General features: G+C 60.1%; 18 protein-coding genes and 1 rRNA gene. 10 read left to right on the top strand and 9 right to left on the bottom strand.

The genetic code is table 11. From position 1 onward, the window contains the following. Positions 1-332: ribosomal RNA gene (locus tag AD664_RS25995) — 16S ribosomal RNA — on the bottom strand; the annotation flags it as partial. Positions 333-893: 561 nt separating this feature from the next. Continuing rightward, positions 894-2,093 carry a tyrosine--tRNA ligase gene (gene tyrS / locus AD664_RS25990; RefSeq protein ID WP_053151347.1) on the bottom strand — a complete coding sequence of 400 codons (1,200 nt, stop codon included), beginning with the start codon at positions 2,091-2,093 and terminating at the stop codon, positions 894-896. Between the two features lie 210 nt (positions 2,094-2,303). Here tyrS and AD664_RS25985 point away from each other — a divergent pair, with 210 nt between their 5' ends. Continuing rightward, positions 2,304-3,719 carry a peptidoglycan DD-metalloendopeptidase family protein gene (locus tag AD664_RS25985; protein WP_053151345.1) on the top strand — a complete coding sequence of 472 codons (1,416 nt, stop codon included), beginning with the start codon at positions 2,304-2,306 and terminating at the stop codon, positions 3,717-3,719. A gap of 3 nt (positions 3,720-3,722) precedes the next feature. After that, positions 3,723-4,814, top strand: coding sequence for an anhydro-N-acetylmuramic acid kinase (locus AD664_RS25980; RefSeq protein ID WP_053151342.1), 1,092 nt, complete (start codon positions 3,723-3,725; stop codon positions 4,812-4,814). 67 nt (positions 4,815-4,881) lie between these two features. Here AD664_RS25980 and erpA read toward each other — a convergent pair whose 3' ends face one another. Beyond that, complete coding sequence (gene erpA, locus AD664_RS25975; RefSeq protein WP_003177727.1) at positions 4,882-5,232, bottom strand: iron-sulfur cluster insertion protein ErpA; 351 nt, start codon at positions 5,230-5,232, stop codon at positions 4,882-4,884. A gap of 141 nt (positions 5,233-5,373) precedes the next feature. Next, positions 5,374-6,408 carry an N-acetyl-gamma-glutamyl-phosphate reductase gene (gene argC, locus AD664_RS25970; RefSeq protein ID WP_053151339.1) on the bottom strand — a complete coding sequence of 345 codons (1,035 nt, stop codon included), beginning with the start codon at positions 6,406-6,408 and terminating at the stop codon, positions 5,374-5,376. Positions 6,409-6,542: 134 nt separating this feature from the next. On the opposite strand from argC, the gene hemJ reads away from it, so the two are divergent. From hemJ to coq7, 6 genes are all read left to right on the top strand, one after another. Continuing rightward, complete coding sequence (gene hemJ / locus AD664_RS25965; protein WP_003177725.1) at positions 6,543-6,974, top strand: protoporphyrinogen oxidase HemJ; 432 nt, start codon at positions 6,543-6,545, stop codon at positions 6,972-6,974. Positions 6,975-7,023: 49 nt separating this feature from the next. Continuing rightward, a complete protein-coding gene (locus tag AD664_RS25960; RefSeq protein WP_053151336.1) occupies positions 7,024-7,992 on the top strand; it encodes a nitronate monooxygenase family protein in 969 nt (322 codons plus the stop codon). A 53-nt stretch (positions 7,993-8,045) separates the two neighbouring features. Continuing rightward, the gene (locus tag AD664_RS25955; protein ID WP_053151329.1) at positions 8,046-9,014 is read left to right on the top strand and encodes a DUF805 domain-containing protein; all 969 of its coding nucleotides are present in this window, start codon (positions 8,046-8,048) and stop codon (positions 9,012-9,014) included. A gap of 62 nt (positions 9,015-9,076) precedes the next feature. Continuing rightward, a complete protein-coding gene (locus AD664_RS25950) occupies positions 9,077-9,865 on the top strand; it encodes an SDR family oxidoreductase (protein WP_042730271.1) in 789 nt (262 codons plus the stop codon). 82 nt (positions 9,866-9,947) lie between these two features. After that, complete coding sequence (locus AD664_RS25945; protein WP_042730270.1) at positions 9,948-10,286, top strand: histidine triad nucleotide-binding protein; 339 nt, start codon at positions 9,948-9,950, stop codon at positions 10,284-10,286. Between the two features lie 73 nt (positions 10,287-10,359). Beyond that, positions 10,360-11,007 (top strand): 2-polyprenyl-3-methyl-6-methoxy-1,4-benzoquinone monooxygenase, encoded by a 648-nt coding sequence (gene coq7 / locus AD664_RS25940; protein WP_042730269.1) that lies wholly within the window; start codon positions 10,360-10,362, stop codon positions 11,005-11,007. 60 nt (positions 11,008-11,067) lie between these two features. On the opposite strand, the gene AD664_RS25935 is transcribed toward coq7, so the two are convergent. After that, positions 11,068-11,490 (bottom strand): OsmC family protein, encoded by a 423-nt coding sequence (locus AD664_RS25935; RefSeq protein ID WP_042730268.1) that lies wholly within the window; start codon positions 11,488-11,490, stop codon positions 11,068-11,070. Between the two features lie 232 nt (positions 11,491-11,722). Between AD664_RS25935 and crp the strand changes: the two genes are divergently transcribed. Further along, positions 11,723-12,367: a cAMP-activated global transcriptional regulator CRP gene (gene crp, locus AD664_RS25930; RefSeq protein ID WP_042730267.1), complete on the top strand. Its 645-nt coding sequence runs from the start codon at positions 11,723-11,725 to the stop codon at positions 12,365-12,367. Here crp and AD664_RS25925 read toward each other — a convergent pair. From AD664_RS25925 to AD664_RS25910, 4 genes are read right to left on the bottom strand one after another with little or no spacing between them, the layout of a single operon-like run. Then, entirely contained in the window at positions 12,364-13,065 is a 702-nt protein-coding gene (locus AD664_RS25925) for a lipoate--protein ligase family protein (RefSeq protein ID WP_053151326.1), read from the bottom strand. The two genes, crp and AD664_RS25925, sit on opposite strands and share 4 nt — an antisense overlap. Positions 13,066-13,070: 5 nt before the next feature. Continuing rightward, positions 13,071-13,907 (bottom strand): indole-3-glycerol phosphate synthase TrpC, encoded by an 837-nt coding sequence (gene trpC / locus AD664_RS25920; RefSeq protein ID WP_053151323.1) that lies wholly within the window; start codon positions 13,905-13,907, stop codon positions 13,071-13,073. Then, the gene (trpD, locus tag AD664_RS25915; RefSeq protein ID WP_042730264.1) at positions 13,904-14,953 is read right to left on the bottom strand and encodes an anthranilate phosphoribosyltransferase; all 1,050 of its coding nucleotides are present in this window, start codon (positions 14,951-14,953) and stop codon (positions 13,904-13,906) included. Before trpD ends, trpC begins: the two co-directional genes overlap by 4 nt. Before the next feature lie 9 nt (positions 14,954-14,962). Then, on the bottom strand, positions 14,963-15,556 hold the full coding sequence (locus AD664_RS25910; RefSeq protein ID WP_042730263.1) for an aminodeoxychorismate/anthranilate synthase component II: 594 nt from the start codon (positions 15,554-15,556) through the stop codon (positions 14,963-14,965). A 411-nt stretch (positions 15,557-15,967) separates the two neighbouring features. Here AD664_RS25910 and estP point away from each other — a divergent pair, with 411 nt between their 5' ends. Then, positions 15,968-17,875, top strand: a complete 1,908-nt coding sequence (estP, locus tag AD664_RS25905; protein WP_053151320.1) for an esterase EstP — start codon at positions 15,968-15,970, stop codon at positions 17,873-17,875. Positions 17,876-17,906: the final 31 nt, after the last annotated feature.

The following is a 17,906-nucleotide window of genomic DNA, read 5'->3' as shown; positions in this document are numbered from 1 at the left end:
TCTGGACCGTGTCTCAGTTCCAGTGTGACTGATCATCCTCTCAGACCAGTTACGGATCGTCGCCTTGGTGAGCCATTACCTCACCAACTAGCTAATCCGACCTAGGCTCATCTGATAGCGCAAGGCCCGAAGGTCCCCTGCTTTCTCCCGTAGGACGTATGCGGTATTAGCGTTCGTTTCCGAACGTTATCCCCCACTACCAGGCAGATTCCTAGGCATTACTCACCCGTCCGCCGCTCTCAAGAGGTGCAAGCACCTCTCTACCGCTCGACTTGCATGTGTTAGGCCTGCCGCCAGCGTTCAATCTGAGCCATGATCAAACTCTTCAGTTCAAACATCTTTGGGTTTTGAGAAAACCCTAAACTTGGCTCAGCAATCGTTGGTTACATCTTTGATTTCTCGCGGAGTAACTTGTGATGCTGATAATCTGTTGACTAGCAGTCTGACTCCACAAGCACCCACACGAATTGCTTGATTCAGTTGTTAAAGAGCGGTGATTGATTCTTTCGTCTCAACCGAGGCGCGCATTCTACAGCGCCTGGTGTTGCTGTCAAGCGGTTATTTGAGAAGTTTTTCAAAGTTTCCCATGGGAAACATTAACAACTTCAACCACTTGCGCTTTCGATCTCTCGTTAGCGGGAGGCGAATTCTACAGCGTTGTTCGCTGCTGTCAACACCTCTTTTTCACCGCTTTCGACCGAGAGGATCGAACCACTGATAAAGCCAAACTACAGCGCCTTATCCACGGCTTCCGGACTTCGATGAACTGAAGCCCCGCGCTACCGAAAAATCGTTTAACTCATTGAAACTCAAGGAGTTTTCCGTTTCGGCTGCGCCGGAAGTGGGGCGAATTATAGACGTCTGGAATCTGCCGTCAACACTTAATTTCAGCTTTATTCGGATTTCAGCGTGATACGCGCGAAAGCCTTCTTACCAGCCTGACATACGTGAGTAGCGCCCAGCTTATATAGGAAGGTGCGATCAACCACCTCACCATCGATACGCACGCCACCCGAGCTCAGGAGATCACGCGCCACAGCGGCGTTCTTGACCAAGCCAGCCTTATTAAGAACAGCCGCAATCGGCATATCTTCAGCCGCAGCCAATTCGATCTCCGGTAGATCATCCGGCAACTCGCCATCCTTCATGCGGTTACCCGCCGCACGATGGGCGTTGGCCGCCGCTTCTTCACCGTGGAAACGAGCGACGATTTCCTCGGCCAGCTTGATCTTGATGTCCCGCGGATTGGCCCCCGCCTCGACATCGGCACGGAAAGCGTTGATCTCATCCATGGAACGGAAACTCAGCAACTCGAAGTAACGCCACATCAACGCATCCGGAATGGAAACCAACTTTCCGTACATAACGCCCGGCGCTTCCTGGATACCAACATAGTTGCCCAGCGACTTGGACATCTTCTTCACGCCATCCAGCCCTTCCAGCAACGGCATGGTCAAGATGCATTGAGCTTCCTGACCATAACCGCGCTGCAGTTCGCGCCCCATCAGCAGGTTGAACTTCTGGTCCGTACCGCCCAACTCAACGTCAGCCCGCAATGCGACCGAGTCGTATCCCTGCACCAGCGGATAGAGGAATTCATGGATGGCGATGGGCTGACTGGTGGTGTAGCGCTTATCGAAGTCATCGCGCTCAAGCATACGAGCCACGGTGTACTGGGAGGTCAAGCGAATGAAGTCCGCCGGCCCCATCTTGTCCATCCAAGTGGAGTTGAAAGCCACCTCGGTCTTGGCCGGATCAAGAATCTTGAAAACCTGCGCCTTGTAGGTCTCGGCATTCTCGAGAACCTGTTCACGGGTCAGCGGTGGACGAGTCGCACTCTTGCCACTCGGATCGCCGATCATCCCGGTGAAGTCACCGATCAGGAAGATGACCTGGTGCCCCAAGTCCTGGAACTGGCGCAGCTTATTAATAAGTACGGTATGCCCCAGGTGCAGATCGGGCGCCGTCGGGTCGAAACCGGCCTTGATACGCAGCGGCTGCCCACGCTTGAGCTTTTCGATCAGCTCGGACTCGACCAACAGTTCTTCCGCACCACGTTTGATCAGCGCTAGCTGCTCTTCAACCGACTTCATAACAGACCCGCAAGGCTCAGATTCAAAGGGCCCCAACCATACAATATCGCGCACCAAATACAAGGCTTGCCCGGCACGCGGACGCCAATCCACGGGCAGAGCGTCCGCGGGCTTGCTTCGAAGGGGATTTGGTTATATTTTATACAGTTATTTCATCTTCATCATGTCATTCATCTTTTCCAATTCATCTTTTCAAAAGTCAAATTACCTATGACCACCGAACCGTCTAAAGCGCCACCGCTTTACCCGAAGACCCACCTGCTTGCTGCAAGTGGTATCGCCGCCCTCCTTAGCCTGGCGCTCCTGGTGTTCCCCTCCAGTGACGTGGAAGCAAAAAAGACGACGCTGAGCCTTGAACTGGAAAGCCCTGCTGAACAACTGACACAAGAACAAGACGCTGCCGAAGCCGTCCAAGCCACAAACGAACCGGCAGCCTCCCCTTTTGCGCAGATTGAAAACAACGCCGACGACGCCTCCGAGACCGCTCAGGCCGTTGCTCCTGCGGTCGAGGAAAAGAAAGGACCGGACCATCGCGAAGTGATTGTCGCCAAAGGCGACACCCTCTCTACGCTCTTTGAAAAAGTGGGCCTGCCTTCGACATCGGTCCACGAAATCCTGGCCAGCGACAAGCAAGCCAAGCAGTTCACTCAACTGCAGCGCGGCCAGAAGCTCGAATTCGAACTCACCCCAGACGGCCAACTGAACAACCTGCACACCAAGTTGAGCGACCTGGAAAGCATCACCCTGACCAAGAATGACAAAGGCTATGTATTCAACCGCGTCATCGCCAAGCCAACCGTTCGCTCGGCATATGTACATGGCGTGATCAACAGCTCGCTGTCGCAATCGGCAGCCCGGGCCGGCCTGTCCCACAGCCTGACCATGGACATGGCCAACGTATTTGGCTACGACATCGACTTCGCCCAGGATATTCGCCAGGGCGACGAGTTCGACATCATCTACGAGCAAAAGGTGGTCAACGGCAAAAGCGTCGGCAACGGCCCGATCCTGTCCGCACGCTTCACCAACCGTGGCAAGACGTACACTGCGGTGCGCTACACCAATAAACAGGGCAACAGCAGCTATTACACGGCGGACGGCAACAGCATGCGCAAGGCATTCATTCGTACGCCGGTTGATTTTGCCCGCATCAGCTCCAAGTTTTCCGCTGGCCGCAAGCACCCGATCCTGAACAAGATTCGCGCCCACAAAGGCGTCGACTACGCCGCACCGCGGGGCACGCCGATCAAGGCTGCCGGCGATGGCAAGGTCCTGTTGGCCGGCCGCCGCGGCGGCTATGGCAACACGGTGATCATCCAGCACGGCAACACTTACCGGACGCTGTACGGCCACATGCAGGGCTTTGCCAAAGGCGTGAAGACTGGCGGCACCGTGAAGCAAGGCCAGGTGATCGGTTATATCGGAACCACCGGCCTGTCCACCGGACCGCACCTGCACTATGAATTCCAGGTCAATGGCGTCCACGTCGATCCACTGGGTCAGAAACTGCCGATGGCCGATCCGATCGCCAAGTCCGAGCGCGCCCGCTTCCTGGCTCAGAGCCAACCGCTGATGGCACGCATGGATCAAGAGAAAGCTACCCTGCTCGCCTCGAGCAAGCGCTAAGCCATGGCGCTTTATATCGGTGTGATGTCCGGGACCAGCCTCGACGGCCTGGATATCGCACTGGTCGAACTGGCTCCGGCGATCAAACTGGTCGCCACACACTACATACCCATGCCCGCGTCCCTGCGGGCCGAATTGCTCGAATTGTGCAGCAGCGGGCCCGATGAGATCGCCCGCTCCGCCATCGCCCAGCAGAACTGGGTAACGCTGGCCGCACAGGGCGTTCACACCGTGCTCAACGAGCAGCAACTCAAACCACAAGACATTACGGCGATTGGCAGCCATGGCCAGACCATTCGCCATGAGCCGGCGCGGGGCTTTACCGTGCAGATCGGCAATCCGGCGCTGCTCAGTGAGTTGACCGGAATCAGCATCGTCAGCGACTTCCGCAGCCGCGATGTCGCCGCCGGTGGGCAAGGTGCGCCCCTGGTACCGGCGTTTCACGAAGCATTGTTTGAAGAGCGAACTGGCAAGCGGGCCGTATTGAATGTCGGTGGCTTCAGTAATCTCAGCCTGATCGAGCCAGGAAAGCCCGTTGCCGGCTTCGATTGCGGCCCCGGCAACGTCTTGCTCGACGCCTGGATACATCAGCAGAAAGGTGAGCACTTTGACCACGACGGCCAATGGGCCGCCAGTGGCAACATCGAACCCACCCTGTTGAGAACACTGCTCGGTGATCCCTTCTTCGTGACCACGGGCCCCAAGAGTACAGGGCGAGAGGTATTCAACCTGCCTTGGCTGGCCCGGCACCTGTCGCACCTGCCGACCTTCCCCCCCGAGAACGTGCAGGCCACACTGCTAGAACTGTCGGCGGTGACCATCGTCGACGCCTTGCGACAGGCCCAGTCAGACACCGAAGAGCTGCTGGTTTGCGGCGGCGGCGCGCACAACCAAGCGCTGATGACGCGCTTGGCCGAGTTACTGCCGCAGACCCGCGTCAGCAGTACGGCGGTGTACGGCGTCGATCCGGACTGGGTGGAGGCCATGGCATTCGCCTGGCTGGCCCATTGCTGCCTTCATGGCATTCCCGGCAACCGCCCAAGCGTGACCGGCGCCCGAGGTCTTCGCGTACTCGGCGCCATCTACCCCGCTTGAGCCTATGAATCGCAGACAACAAAACGCCGCAGGGCCGTAAGGCACTGCGGCGTTTTTATTGAAGCAATCAGATCGAGAACGAAGAACCGCACCCACACGTCGTGGTGGCGTTAGGATTCTTGATCACGAAACGCGAACCTTCCAAGCCTTCCTGATAATCCACCTCGGCACCCGCCAGGTACTGGAAGCTCATTGGATCGACCACCAGGCTGACGCCTTCGCGCTCCACGATGGTGTCGTCCTCGGCCACTTCCTCATCGAAAGTGAAGCCGTACTGGAAACCGGAACAACCGCCGCCCGTTACAAATACGCGCAGCTTCAAACGATCATTGCCCTCTTCATCGACCAGGCTCTTCACCTTGTGCGCAGCACCGTGGGTAAATTGCAAAGCCGTGGGGGTGAAGGTTTCGACGCTCATGCTGAATATCTCCCGGCGTTTACGCCGCCATAATGCGTGATGGCGGGCATTATCCGCTTCTCCTACCAAATCGGTCAACTATTAGAAGCGCGGCGGCAAGCTTCAGGTTTCAGGCTGGAGTCTTGCCGCTTTCAAACGGCTTTAAGGCAACATCCCCGCGTGGGACAACCCCAGGCGCTCATCCAGCCCGAACAGGATGTTCATGTTCTGCACCGCCTGGCCCGATGCACCCTTGACCAGGTTATCGATGACCGACAACACCACCACCAGTTCACCATCCTGCGGACGGTGCACGGCGATACGGCAAACGTTCGCGCCACGCACACTGCGGGTTTCCGGATGACTGCCAGCCGGCATGACGTCCACGAACGGTTCGTTGGCATAGCGTTTTTCGAACAACGCCTGCAAGTCTACCGAGCGATCGACGACGGTTGCGTAGAGAGTGGAGTGGATACCGCGAATCATCGGCGTCAGGTGCGGGACGAAGGTCAGGCCGACGTCCTTGCCCGCGGCACGGCGCAGGCCCTGGCGGATTTCCGGCAAATGCCGGTGACCTTTGACGGCATAGGCCTTCATGCTCTCCGATGTTTCGGAGTACAGCGAGCCTACGCTGGCGCCACGCCCGGCACCGCTGACACCGGATTTACAGTCGGCGATCAAGCGCGACGCATCGGCCAGGCCTGCTTCGAGCAGCGGCAGGAAGCCCAACTGTGTTGCCGTTGGATAGCAACCCGGCACCGCGATCAGTCGCGCCTGCTTTATTTTTTCGCGGTTGACTTCCGGCAGGCCGTAGACGGCTTCTTCGAGCAACTGCGGCGCACCGTGGGGCTGGCCGTACCATTTGGCCCACTCGTCCGCATCCTGCAGGCGGAAGTCCGCCGACAGGTCGATGACCTTGGTCCCCGCAGCCAGCAGATCACCCGCCAGGGCGTGGGCAACTCCGTGAGGCGTGGCGAAGAACACCACGTCGCAGGCGCCAAGGGTCTCGATGTCTGGAACACTGAAAGCCAGGCCATCGTAGTGGCCTCGCAGGTTCGGATACAGGTCGGCGACAGCCAGGCCAGCCTCGGATCGCGAGGTAATGACCACTACCTCAGCTTGCGGATGCTGTGCCAACAGACGCAGCAGTTCGACACCGGTGTAACCCGTGCCGCCGACGATACCGACCTTGACCATAAACCTGCCCTCAACGAACCCACTGGAAAGCCGTCGATGATAGGGGGCGCGCGGCGCCGCGACAACCGCCAAGGTGACGTGTGGCCGCTCTAACCTCTACTATCGGGCTACCGTGAATCTGGGAATAACTCAAAATGCTCTATCTGTGGCTCAAAGCACTTCACATCGTCAGCATGGTCTGCTGGTTCGCAGGGCTGTTCTACCTGCCTCGGCTGTTCGTCTATCACGCCCAAAGCGAGGACAGCGTCAGCCAGGAACGCTTCAGCGTGATGGAGCGCAAGTTGTATCGCGGCATCATGGGCCCGGCAATGATCGCCACCCTGGTGTTCGGCATCGGGCTGCTAAGCCTGAACGCCGGTGCGTATTTCACCCAGGGTGGCTGGATGCACGCCAAACTGACGCTGGTGGTGCTGCTGATCGGTTATCACCACATGTGCGGCGCCCAGGTAAAACGCTTCGCCCGTGGCGAAAACACCCGCAGCCATGTCTTTTATCGCTGGTTCAATGAAGTGCCGGTTCTGATATTGCTGGCTATTGTAATTCTGGTCGTGGTTCGCCCGTTCTAGGACAAAGCCCAACCTTCCAATCGGCACTACTTTATCCGGGGTACTTCTCATGTCGCTGCCCGCTCTGCTCGAACAACGCCTGCGCCTGCCCGTCGTGGCGGCGCCGATGTTCCTGATTTCCAATCCACACCTGGTACTGGCCTGCTGCCGAAATGGAATCGTCGGCAGCTTTCCCGCACTGAACCAGCGCGAAAGCAGCGGCTTCAAGGCCTGGCTGGAGGAAATCGAAGCCGGCCTGGCAATACTGGAGAATCCGGCCCCCTACGCCGTCAACCTGATCGTCCATCACAGCAACCCGCGTCTTCAGGCCGATCTGGCGATCTGCATCGAACACAAGGTGCCGATCGTCATCACCAGCCTGGGCGCGGTCAAGGAACTGGTGGACGCCGTGCACGGCTATGGTGGCCTGGTGTTCCACGACGTCACCACGCGGCGCCACGCCGAGAAAGCAGCCGAAGCCGGCGTCGATGGCCTGATCGCCGTGGCGGCCGGCGCCGGGGGCCATGCGGGAACCTGGAGCCCTTTCTCGCTGGTCGCCGAGATCCGCCAGTTCTTCGATAAAACCCTGCTGCTGGCGGGCTGTCTGAACCACGGCCATCAGATACTGGCCGCCCAGTTGCTCGGGGCGGACCTGGCCTATTTCGGGACACGCTTCATCGGCACCCGCGAAAGCCATGCGCCCGACGCCTATAAAGAGATGTTGCTCACATCCAGAGCCGCAGACATCGTGCATACTCCTGCGGTGTCCGGGGTGCCGGCCAGCTTCATGCGACAGAGCCTGGAAAACGCCGGCTTCGACCTCGCCGCCTTGCAAGGCAAAGGCGAAGTCGACTTTGGCTCGAAGCTCAAGCCGCTGAACGATGAGGCCAAGGCCTGGAAAACCGTGTGGTCCGCCGGCCAAGGCGTGGGGGAAATCCATGATCTGCCCAGCGTCGATGAGTTGGTGGCCCGACTGGACAAAGAATACCGCCAGGCGCAAGCCCGGGCGACGCAGCTCGGCGGGCAATGGCCTCGCTGAACTGCCCCGATCAAAAAACGCTGCATAACCATTTAGAGACAAGGATGCCGGGCATGAGTGAAACCCGTTTCAATATCGTATTCGACGGAGCCCTGATGCCGGGCGTCGATACCACCACAGCCAAACTCAACCTCGCCGAGTTGTTCAAGAGCGATGTCAGCGCCATCGAGCGGTTGTTCAGTGGCCGCAAGGTTGCGCTCAAAAGCAACCTGTCCGAAAGCGAAGCCCAGAAATACCTGGAAGCGCTGAACAAAAGCGGAATCGATGCCCGGATCGAGGCAGAGCCATCTCTGCAGCTGGATCTCGGCGAAGTGCAGGACTCGCCCCAGCAGCCAGACGCACGCCATTCTGATGCGCTGATTGACCCCGTCTCCCCCTACGCCCCCCCTCGGGCCGACGTTGGCGAAAGTCTCGCCACCTACAGCACCCTCAAACCCTTCAGTTTCGAAGGCCGTATCGGGCGCCTGCGCTACCTGGCCTGGACCATGGTCCTGACACTCGCCATGTTGCCCGTCATCGGCATCGCCTTCTGGTACAGCCTGTCATGGGTCCTCGCTTCGAACTCGCTGGCGGCCATGATCGTCGGCGGGTTGATCGGCGGGGCCATTTTCCTCGGCTTTGCCTTCGTGAGCATCCAGTTCAGCGTCCAGCGCCTGCATGACATTGGCTGGTCCGGCTGGCTGTGGTTGCTCAACCTGGTGCCGTTCGTAGGCAGCGTGTTCCCGCTCGTGATGATCTGCGCGCCAGGCAACGACGGCCCCAACCGCTACGGCCCACCGCCACCGCCCAACAGCACCGCGGTCAAGGTCCTGTCGTGGCTATGGGTCGCGCTGATCGTCCTGATGATCGTTGGCGCCGTGGCCGGAGCCTTCAGCGGCCTCTCCGAGGACTACGACACCAGTTCCCTGAGCAGCTACGAAAGCAGTGAATCCAGCGACGAGACCAGCGCAGAACCCGCTGCCGAGGCAGCCGAGCCCGCCTCTCCTTCTGTAGACTATGAAGAGGAACAAGAGGAACAATAAGCGCGCTGCGTACCGGTGACAGCCCAGTCCACTGGCGGCGGGCTGTTGCGATGGAGAACTGCATGACCCGTTACGCTCTGATCACTGGCGCTTCCAGCGGCATAGGCCTGGCCATGGCCGAAGCGCTGGCCCGGCGCGGTCGCGACCTGATACTGGTGGCCCGACAGCGTGATCGGCTGGAAAGTATTGCCATTGAACTGACCCAGCGCTTTGGCGTAGAGGTGTTGTTCCGGGCCTGCGACCTGGGCGAACCGTTGAGGCTTTCAGGTTTTCTCCTGGAGCTGGAGGAAGGCGAGCGGCAAATCGACTTGCTGGTCAATTGTGCGGGCATCGGCACCTGCGGCCCGTTCCTGGGCCAGGACTGGATGACCGAACAGGACCTGATCGAAGTGAACATCCTCGCCCTGACGCGCATTTGCCACGCCGTCGGCAACAGCATGGCCTTGCAGGGTGGCGGCCAGATCCTCAACGTGGCATCGACGGCCGCGTTCAAGCCCGGCCCATGGATGAGCACCTATCACGCCAGCAAGGCCTACGTGCTGCACTTCTCCGAGGCCCTGCGGGTCGAACTGAAAAAGTGTGCGATCAAGGTCTCGGTGCTTTGCCCCGGCCCGACCCGTACCGGTTTTTTCGCCAGGGCGCAGATGCACGAGCAACACCTCACCCACGACAAGCACCTGATGAGCCCGGAAGAAGTCGCGCTGTACGCCGTGCGTGCGCTGGACAAAAACACCGCCATCATCATTCCCGGACGCCGCAACCGCTGGTTGGCCGCCTTGCCACGCCTGGGCTCGCGGTGGCTGGTCCGGACCCTCGCCGGCAGGACCAACAAGGCCTACTGCCCGCGCTGATCTGCCGAACGTTTAAAAACCCAGGCTCGCCGACCGAGCCTTCAGTACACTCGACCTCGACCCACTCAACGGAGAAACAGCTGTGGATACTCTGTTTACCAAGATCATCAACCGGGAAATCCCGGCGAAGATCATTTACGAGGATGACCAGGTCCTGGCCTTCCACGACATCGCCCCCCAGGCGCCGGTGCATTTTCTGGTCATTCCGAAAAAACCGATTCGCACCCTCAATGACCTGACCGAAGCGGACAAAGGCCTAGCCGGGCACATTCTGTTCACCGCCCAGCGCCTGGCGCTTGAACTGGGCTGCGAGGAAGGCTTTCGCGTGGTGATGAACTGCAATGAACTCGGTGGACAGACCGTCTATCACATTCATATGCACGTGCTGGGACAGCGCCAGATGAACTGGCCGCCGGGTTGATAACCCTGACCCAACGCAAATCACCGGCGGCCGATTGAGTTAAACTGGCCGCTGTTTTTTCCCGGAGGTACGCATGACTACCCAACGTCACTACTCGCCGATTGACCGCCTGCTGCTGCAAGCCGATACCGCGATGCGCACGCTATTGCCCTTCAGTGGCCAACCGTATCGGCCATCGCCGGCTATCGTGCAGCCGGACGCCCAGCTCAGTGACGAGCAGACCCGCCACGTGGCTGGCCTGATGCGAATCAACCACACCGGTGAAGTCTGCGCCCAGGCCTTGTACCAAGGCCAGGCGTTGACCGCGAAATTGCCCCGGGTGCGCGAGGCCATGGAGCATGCCGCCGAAGAGGAAATCGACCACCTGGTCTGGTGCGAACAACGCATTCGCCAACTGGGCAGCCACACCAGCGTGCTGAATCCGCTGTTCTACGGCATGTCATTCGGCATCGGTGCCGTGGCCGGGTTGATCAGCGACAAGGTCAGCCTGGGGTTCGTCGCCGCGACCGAGCATCAGGTGTGCAAGCACCTCAATGAACACCTGGAGCAACTCCCCGCCGAGGATGAAAAATCCCGCGCGATTCTGGAGCAGATGCGCAAGGACGAAGAACACCACGCCGAAAGCGCGCTAGAGGCCGGCGGCTTCCGCTTCCCGGCCCCCGTGAAGTTCGGCATGAGCTTGCTGGCCAAGGTCATGACCAAGAGCACCTACCGGATCTGACAAGGCCAATGTTCGCGTGGCAACGGCGTTTTCGCCCTTGCCACGATGAACTCAGCTCGATCAGCCCAGCTCGATGATTTCGTAATCGTGGGTGATTTCAACGCCCGCAGCGCCGAGCATGATCGAAGCCGAGCAATACTTCTCGGCAGACAACTCGATGGCCCGCTTGACCTGGGCTTCCTTCAGCGCACGCCCTTTCACCACGAAATGCATGTGGATCTTGGTAAACACTTTCGGATCTTCCGTGGCGCGCTCCGCTTCCAGGAACGCTTCACAACTTTCGACGGCCTGGCGCGACTTCTTGAGAATGCTGACCACGTCGAAGTTACTGCAACCGCCTACGCCCAGCAGGAGCATTTCCATTGGCCGGACACCCAGGTTCCGACCACCGGCATCGGGCGGGCCATCCATGACGACCACGTGACCACTGCCCGACTCACCGAGGAACATGGCTTCGCCAGCCCATTGGATGCGTGCCTTCATCGCCAAGACTCCACTGTCTAAAAAAGGGTCGCCAGCTTAGCACAGCCCTCCGTTGTGGCTGCTTTTGCCTTACGTCGCCTGACGATTACGTCCCTGAGTAAATTCTCGAATCAATTTTGAGTGCCTCTGTTAAGCTGGCGCCAACTCGCTGGCTTATTGCCAGCTTTCAGCGATTGTCATCGCGTCCATAAAAAACCAAACCTCATACCGCGCCGTTTTTCGGGACACAACCATGGTTGCCATTACTCCCACGCTCAAGATCAAGAATCTCGACAAGCTCTTGATGCATTGCCAGCGCCGTCGCTATCCCGCCAAACACAACATCATTTGCGCAGGGGACCGCTCGGACACGTTGTTTTTCATCATCAAGGGATCGGTCACCATCCTGATCGAGGATGACGATGGGCGGGAGATGATCATCGCCTACCTCAACTCCGGGGACTTTTTCGGTGAGCTGGGGTTGTTCGAGCAGGCAGGCAAGGAACAGCAGCGCAGTGCCTGGGTGCGGACCAAGATCGAATGTGAAGTCGCGGAAATCAGCTACACGAAATTCCGAGAACTGTCCCTGCAAGACCCGGACATTCTTTACGTCCTCAGCGGACAAATCGCACAGCGCCTGCGCAACACAACGCGCAAGGTCGGCGACCTGGCCTTTTTCGACGTGACGGGACGCGTAGCCCGTTGCCTGCTGGACCTGTGCAAGCAGCCCGACGCCATGACCCACCCCGACGGCATGCAGATCAAGGTCACCCGGCAGGAGATCGGCCGGATCGTTGGCTGCTCCCGGGAAATGGTCGGCCGTGTGCTGAAGGATCTGGAAGAGCGCAACCTGGTCGACGTCAAAGGCAAGACCATGGTGGTGTTCGGAACGCGTTAACCGCCAAGCAGTTCGGTCAACAACGCCCGGTACAACGCATCGAGCCGCTCCAACGCCTCGGGCGCGGGGAATTTCTCATGCAGCGCAATGTGGCTTTCGGCACGCACTCGCTGTTCCAGGCCACAGGCCTGGTTGAAGCGATTGACCGCCGCAACCATGGACTCACGCTCGTTTTCCAGCAGAAGTGCGCCATGAACCAGGCCCACCGGACGCTGGCCGCCCTTGCTTTGGCGCCAGCGCTGAGCGGTGCCGACCATCTTGCGGCCATCGAGGTTGACGTTGAATCGACCGTCGCAGAACGCCCCCTCCACCTCACCCAGGGAAGCCACGCCGCCCAGCTCATCCAGCAACTGGCAGATGGGCTCGCACAACCGACGGTAGGCCGTTTCGATGCGGCCGTGATCGCCCTCGCTGCGCGGCGGCGCGTAGACCAGGGCGATATTGACCGTGGCAGAAGACTGCGGCACCGGCTCCCCCCCCGTTTCACGCAAGAGCACCGGCCAGCCGTGGGCCGCTGATACCGCGCTGGCGTGTTCAAAGCCGGGCAGGCGACTCAAGCGCCGCGGCATGACCAGCGCGCGGTCACTGGGCTGCCAGAACAACAGGCCGAACTCGGCATCGCCCGCGCAAATGCTGGCGAGCAGATCCTGTTCGGCTTGCAGGCCCGCTTCGACGGCCAAGGAAATCACCGGCGACATGGGCCTCAGTCCAGCGTCGAGCCGCTGACCGGCAGGCCACGCTCAGGAAAGAACAGGCGTTGCAGCTCGGTGCCCGGGTTCTCGGCCCGCATGAACGCTTCACCCACCAGGAACGAATAGACGTCGCTGACTTCCATCAGCTCGACATCGGCGCGGTTGAGGATGCCACTTTCCGTGATGACGAGGCGGTCCCGCGGAATCCGCGGCAGCAGGTCGAGGGTGGTCTCCAGGCTGACTTCAAAGGTGTGCAGGTTGCGGTTGTTCACGCCCACCAGTTTGGTGTCGAGGGTTTTCAGCGCCCGCTCCAACTCGTCACCATCATGGACTTCCACCAGCACGTCCAGGCCCACGCCCTTGGCCACGGCGGCCAGCTCGGCCATCTTGACGTCGTCCAGGGCGGAGACGATCAACAGCACACAATCGGCGCCCAGCGCACGCGCTTCGACGATCTGATACGGGTCGATCATGAAGTCCTTGCGGATCACCGGCAACTTGCAGACCGCTCGCGCCTCCTGCAGATACGCGTCGGCGCCTTGGAAGAAGTCGACATCCGTCAGTACCGAAAGGCAGGTCGCCCCACCCTTCTCGTAGCTCTTGGCGATGTCGGCCGGGACAAAGTCCTCGCGAATAACGCCCTTGCTGGGAGAGGCTTTCTTGATTTCAGCGATGACCGCCGGTTGCTTTCTCTTGGCCTGTTCGATCAGTGCCTGGGCAAACCCCCGGGGCGCATCCGCCGAGCGGGCCAGGCCTTCCAATTCGGCCAGGCTGACCCGAGCACGGCGCTCGGCCACTTCTTCAGCCTTGCGAGCCAGGATGTTTTCCAGAACCGTTGGCACACTCATCCTTCGTTCTCCACTTTGAATACGGCGGTAAATGCACCCAGTTCCTCGAGCTTTTCCCTCGCCAGGCCGGTGTGCAGCGCATCATGGGCCAGCTCGACGCCTTGCTTGAGGCTGCTGGCGTGGTCCGCCGCGTACAGCGCAGCGCCGGCATTGAGCACGATCATCTCGGCGGCTTTCTGGCCATTCTCGGTCTTGCGGCGGCCCAGGGCATCGCGGATCAGCTCCAGGGATTGGGCCGGGCCGTCGACCGCCAGGCCGTGCAAGCTCTGGCTCTTCATACCCAGGTCTTCAGGTTCGACCCAATACTCGCTGATCTGATCATTTTTTAGTTCGGCCACGAAAGTGGGGGCCGCCAGGCTGAACTCATCCAGGCCATCCTTCGAATGAACCACCAGGACATGCTTGCTGCCCAGACGCTGCAGGACTTCAGCCAATGGCCGGCACAGCGCCTGGCTGAAGACCCCGACCACCTGATGTTTCACGCCGGCCGGATTCGTAAGCGGGCCGAGCATGTTGAACAATGTGCGCAACCCCAGGTCGCGGCGCGGCGCGGCGGCGTGCTTCATGGCGCTGTGGTGGGTCTGGGCGAACATGAAACCGATGCCGACGTTGTCGATGCAACGGGCCACCTGGACCGGCGTCAGGTTCAGGTAGATCCCGGCCGCTTCGAGCAGATCGGCGCTGCCGCTCTTGCCCGACACCGCGCGATTGCCGTGCTTGGCAACGGTGCAGCCGGCCGCTGCGACGACGAACGCCGACGCGGTGGAAACGTTGAAGATATTAGCGCCATCGCCGCCGGTGCCCACGACGTCAACGACGCCGTCCAGAGTCTTGAGTTCGACCTTGTCGGCGAGTTCGCGCATGACCGAGACCGCGCCGACGATTTCATCGATGCTCTCGCTCTTCATGCGCATGGCCATCATGAATGCGCCAATCTGCGCATCCGTGCATTGCCCGGTCATGATTTCGCGCATCACGTCGCGCATCTCATCGGTGCTCAAGTCGAGATGGCCGACGATACGGCTCAGGGCTGTCTTGATATCCATGAAAAGTCCTTAGCGCGTGCCGCCGGTTTGTTTGAGGAAATTGGCGAACAGCTCGTGGCCCTGCTCGGTGAGAATAGACTCGGGATGAAATTGCACACCCTCGATGTTTAACGTCTTGTGTCGCAGCCCCATGATTTCGTCCACAGAACCGTCGTCGAGCTGGGTCCAGGCCGTCAACTCCAGGCAATCGGGCAAGGTCTCGCGCTTGACGATCAGGGAGTGGTAGCGGGTAACGGTCAGCGGCCGGTTCAGGCCCTCGAAGACGCCCTTGTCCTCGTGGAATACCGGGCTAGTCTTACCGTGCATGACTTGCCGGGCGCGCACCACATCGCCGCCGAACGCCTGGCCGATGGACTGGTGGCCCAGGCAGACGCCCAGGATCGGCAGCTTGCCGGCGAAATACTTGATGGCTTCGATGGAGACGCCCGCTTCGGTCGGCGTGCACGGGCCGGGGGAGACAACGATGCGCTCAGGCTTGAGGGCTTCGATTTCGGCGATGGTCAATTCGTCGTTGCGCACGACCTTGACCTCGGCGCCCAGCTCGCCAAGGTACTGCACAACGTTGTAGGTAAAAGAGTCGTAGTTATCGATCATCAGCAACATGGCGTAAGCAACCTATTGAATTCACTGACTTTAAATACAGCCTTCGGAGAGTGACCCGCGCGGTGTTGCGCTTGGCAGGGCACGTGGCACCCCGGCAAAGCGGCTTTCAAGCGGGTAAAGAAGGCAAATCGGTACAGGTCCGGCGAGGCCGGCGGAGAATGTTCAGGCGCGCCAACGCCAGCGGGCGTGTGCCTTGATCATTTGATCCAGAAGTTTGCTGACAATCGACACAAGGGAAGTCTCGTTCATACGTCCCGGCACAGTAGCCTAGCTGGGCTGAGCACGCAATATGACCGATCCCGAAGGTCCTTGAAACAATCGCGGCAGCGCGGACAGATGGCAAAACGCCGGAAGTTTTTGGTACTGTCGTTTCGTTTGCCAAACAACAATAAGATAAAAACGGATTTTCCCATGATCAAAAAGACGCTGTTCGTACCGATTGCCAGTTGTCTGCTGGCGATGGCCTGCGCCCAGGCGAGCGCCGCATCCACCCCCTATTCCAAGTTCATCGTGTTCGGTGACAGCCTCAATGATGCCGGCCAATTCGCCGACCCCAATGGCCCACCTGGCTCGACCGAGCGCTACACCAACCGAACCGGCCCGAACTACACGAACGGCAGCGGCGAAGCCTATTCCGCCAACTCGACCCAACTGCTCGGCGGGCGCCTGGGTTATTCCGCCGACGAAACCGCCGCCTCCACCTCGGCGGTCCGCGCCAACGAGGGGCTCGCCGATGGCAATAACTGGGCGGTGGGCGGTTATCGCACCGACCAGATCCTGGAGTCGATTACCGGTGTGTCCGATACCGGCGAACGCAGCCGCCCTGGCTACTTGCAGTCCAATGGTCTGCGGGCCGATCCGAATGCGCTGTATTACCTTTCCGGGGGTGGCAACGACTTCCTCCAGGGCCGGGTCCTGAACACCGCGCAGGCGCAGGCCGCTGCCGACCGCCTGGCCGACAGCGTCCAGGTGCTGCAAACGGCCGGTGCCCGCTATGTGATGGTCTGGCTACTGCCCGACCTGGGCCTGACCCCAGCGCTCAATGGCGGTCCGCTGCAGGACGTCTTCTCGCAACTGGGCAACGACTTCAACCAGCAACTGGTCACTCGATTGCAGGGCATCGACGCCGAAGTCATCCCGCTGAACATTCCGCTGCTGTTGCGCGAAAGCTTCGCCGACCCGGCACGGTTCGGCCTCGCCACCGGCGAGAACCTCACCGCCACCTGCTTCAGCGGCAATAACTGCACGGAAAACCCCACCTATGGCATCAACAGTGCCACACCTGATCCCACCAAGTTGATCTACAACGACGCCGTCCACCCGACCGAGACCGGGCAAAAGCTGATCGCCGACTACGCCTATTCCCTGCTCGCAGCACCCTGGGAGCTGACCTTGCTGCCGGAAATGGCCCACTCGACCCTGCGCGCCCACCAGGATGAATTGCGCAGCCAGTGGCAATCGGATTGGGAGAACTGGCAGGCAGTCGGCCAATGGCGAGCGATTGTTGCAGGCGGCGGCCAGCATCTGGATGTCGACAGCCAGAGCAGCGGCGCCAGCGCCGATGGCAGCGGCTATAGCCTGAACATCGGCGGCAGCTATCGCCTCAACGAAGCGTGGCGCGTGGGTGTCGCGGCAGGCCTCTACCGCCAGGACATGGACGCCGGCCACAACGATTCGAACTACAAGCTCAACAGTTATCTGGCGACCGCTTTCGCCCAGTTCCAGCAGAATCGCTGGTGGGCCGACGCGGCACTGACCGGTGGCAAGCTCGACTACGACAGCCTGGAGCGCAAGTTCGACCTGGGCGTCAACGAGGCGCAGGAAAAAGGCGACACCGACGGTCACCTGTGGGCATTCAGCACCCGCGTGGGCTATGACATCGCCCAGCCGGGCAGCGAATGGCACCTGTCACCGTTCATCAGCGCCGACTATGCGAAGGTGGAAGTCGACGGTTATTCCGAGAAGAGCAACCGTTCCACCGCCCTGACCTTCGACGACCAGACTCGCGACTCGAAGCGCCTGGGCATTGGCTTGCAAGGCAAATACAACCTCACTCGCCAGACCCAGGTGTTTGGTGAATACGCCCACGAACGCGAGTACGAAGACGACACGCAGAAGGTGAACATCGCCCTCAACAGCCTGCCGGCCAACGACTTCACGCTTGAAGGCTATACGCCACAGAGCCACTTGAATCGCCTGAGCCTGGGGGTCAGCCACAAGTTGACCAACGACCTGGCGCTGCGGGGCGGCTATACGTTGCGCAAGGATGATGACATGACCCAGCAAGGGGTGAGCGTGGGCGTCAGCCTGGACTTCTGATCGAGAGAACCTGTGGGAGCGAGCTTGCTCG

It is taken from the genome of Pseudomonas sp. P97.38, from assembly GCF_001269745.1.
In the GTDB taxonomy this organism is placed as follows: Bacteria; Pseudomonadota; Gammaproteobacteria; order Pseudomonadales; family Pseudomonadaceae; genus Aquipseudomonas; species Aquipseudomonas chlororaphis_E.
This window is presented reverse-complemented; position numbering and strand designations above follow the sequence as displayed.

Bases quoted from the DNA above. Each gene is read 5' to 3' on its own strand.
- tyrS (WP_053151347.1), bottom strand. From the start codon at position 2,093: ATGAAGTCGGTTGAAGAGCAGCTAGCGCTGATCAAACGTGGTGCGGAA.
- AD664_RS25985 (WP_053151345.1), top strand. From the start codon at position 2,304: ATGACCACCGAACCGTCTAAAGCGCCACCGCTTTACCCGAAGACCCAC.
- AD664_RS25980 (WP_053151342.1), top strand. From the start codon at position 3,723: ATGGCGCTTTATATCGGTGTGATGTCCGGGACCAGCCTCGACGGCCTG.
- erpA (WP_003177727.1), bottom strand. From the start codon at position 5,232: ATGAGCGTCGAAACCTTCACCCCCACGGCTTTGCAATTTACCCACGGT.
- argC (WP_053151339.1), bottom strand. From the start codon at position 6,408: ATGGTCAAGGTCGGTATCGTCGGCGGCACGGGTTACACCGGTGTCGAA.
- hemJ (WP_003177725.1), top strand. From the start codon at position 6,543: ATGCTCTATCTGTGGCTCAAAGCACTTCACATCGTCAGCATGGTCTGC.
- AD664_RS25960 (WP_053151336.1), top strand. From the start codon at position 7,024: ATGTCGCTGCCCGCTCTGCTCGAACAACGCCTGCGCCTGCCCGTCGTG.
- AD664_RS25955 (WP_053151329.1), top strand. From the start codon at position 8,046: ATGAGTGAAACCCGTTTCAATATCGTATTCGACGGAGCCCTGATGCCG.
- AD664_RS25950 (WP_042730271.1), top strand. From the start codon at position 9,077: ATGACCCGTTACGCTCTGATCACTGGCGCTTCCAGCGGCATAGGCCTG.
- coq7 (WP_042730269.1), top strand. From the start codon at position 10,360: ATGACTACCCAACGTCACTACTCGCCGATTGACCGCCTGCTGCTGCAA.
- AD664_RS25935 (WP_042730268.1), bottom strand. From the start codon at position 11,490: ATGAAGGCACGCATCCAATGGGCTGGCGAAGCCATGTTCCTCGGTGAG.
- crp (WP_042730267.1), top strand. From the start codon at position 11,723: ATGGTTGCCATTACTCCCACGCTCAAGATCAAGAATCTCGACAAGCTC.
- AD664_RS25925 (WP_053151326.1), bottom strand. From the start codon at position 13,065: ATGTCGCCGGTGATTTCCTTGGCCGTCGAAGCGGGCCTGCAAGCCGAA.
- trpC (WP_053151323.1), bottom strand. From the start codon at position 13,907: ATGAGTGTGCCAACGGTTCTGGAAAACATCCTGGCTCGCAAGGCTGAA.
- trpD (WP_042730264.1), bottom strand. From the start codon at position 14,953: ATGGATATCAAGACAGCCCTGAGCCGTATCGTCGGCCATCTCGACTTG.
- AD664_RS25910 (WP_042730263.1), bottom strand. From the start codon at position 15,556: ATGTTGCTGATGATCGATAACTACGACTCTTTTACCTACAACGTTGTG.
- estP (WP_053151320.1), top strand. From the start codon at position 15,968: ATGATCAAAAAGACGCTGTTCGTACCGATTGCCAGTTGTCTGCTGGCG.